Source organism: Campylobacter sp. BCW_4341, assembly GCF_001764255.1.
Classification (GTDB): Bacteria; Campylobacterota; Campylobacteria; order Campylobacterales; family Campylobacteraceae; genus Campylobacter_D; species Campylobacter_D jejuni.
The window spans coordinates 2375-3349 of sequence record NZ_MKAH01000050.1; the positions used below are offsets into that span (position 1 = coordinate 2375).

Genomic DNA, 975 nt, shown 5'->3' on the forward strand with positions numbered 1-975 from the left:
CCAATCTGTATCAATCAACTTTTCTTCTTTTATAATTAATTCTGCTTGTTCTCTTGTCATTTTCTATCCTTTATTTAATCCATAAAATCTATATTAAAATATTTACAAGTTAAAGTAATATATTCTAAATCATTATCAAAATATATGCTTATCAACATCTCTTCTTCTTTTTCAATATAGCCTGTTATATCATCCCAATTATTTCTTATCAAATCGATAAAATTAGCTTCTAATTGATTAAAATTTTTACAATATGATTTTGAGTGTAGTAACTTATAATCATAAAAAACAATTTGCAAATCTTGTATATCTTTTTTCTCTGATTTAAAAAATATTTCTAAAGTTTTTTCATTTGTTATGATAGAATAAACAAAAAAGTCATTTTTCAAATCTATTTTTACATCTTTAAGATAAAATTCTCTTTTAAATAAACTTCCATGCTTTAAATTCTCAAATTTCATTATTTTGCCTTTTTAAATAATTTTCTACAATATCTAAATCTTTATGAGATATTGGCTCTACTAAACCCTGTGACATTCTATACTTTGTTGGATCTTGAGGATTTATATGTTTAGTATATTCTATTTTATGAGGCGTATCAATTATTTTCTTTGATGTCTTCTCATAATGTGGTTTACCATCTAAATCATATCTGGTGAGTTTATCTTTTGTCTTTATAGAAACACTATTATATCCTCCATTTAAAGTATTTTTTATTTCCATGGCTCTTTGTTTAATGTTTAAAATAATCTTACCATTTTCACCAATATAATCAGAACTTCTAGGTTTTGGAGTATTTTTTGGCCATATTCCATTATGTTTGTAAAGATGAACTTCTTTATCATTTACTTTATTATTTTGTAAATATAAGAGCATTTTTGCTTTTTCTTTGCTTTTTTGTGCCGATTTTGGTTTATCTCCTATCCCTTGCCATCTTATCCTATCATACTTAATCTTAGCAAGAGGACTAGCTTG

General features: G+C 24.5%; 2 protein-coding genes. Both read right to left on the minus strand.

What is annotated here, in order from left to right; genetic code table 11:
* Nucleotides 1-74: 74 nt before the first annotated feature.
* The gene (locus AJN70_RS08335; RefSeq protein ID WP_002871073.1) at nt 75-461 is read right to left on the minus strand and encodes a hypothetical protein; all 387 of its coding nucleotides are present in this window, start codon (nt 459-461) and stop codon (nt 75-77) included.
* A partial coding sequence (locus AJN70_RS09705) for a hypothetical protein (protein WP_186821016.1) occupies nt 451-975 on the minus strand: 525 nt, incomplete at its 5' end. The genes AJN70_RS08335 and AJN70_RS09705, both read right to left, overlap by 11 nt.

Bases quoted from the DNA above. Each gene is read 5' to 3' on its own strand.
- AJN70_RS08335 (WP_002871073.1), bottom strand. From the start codon at position 461: ATGAAATTTGAGAATTTAAAGCATGGAAGTTTATTTAAAAGAGAATTT.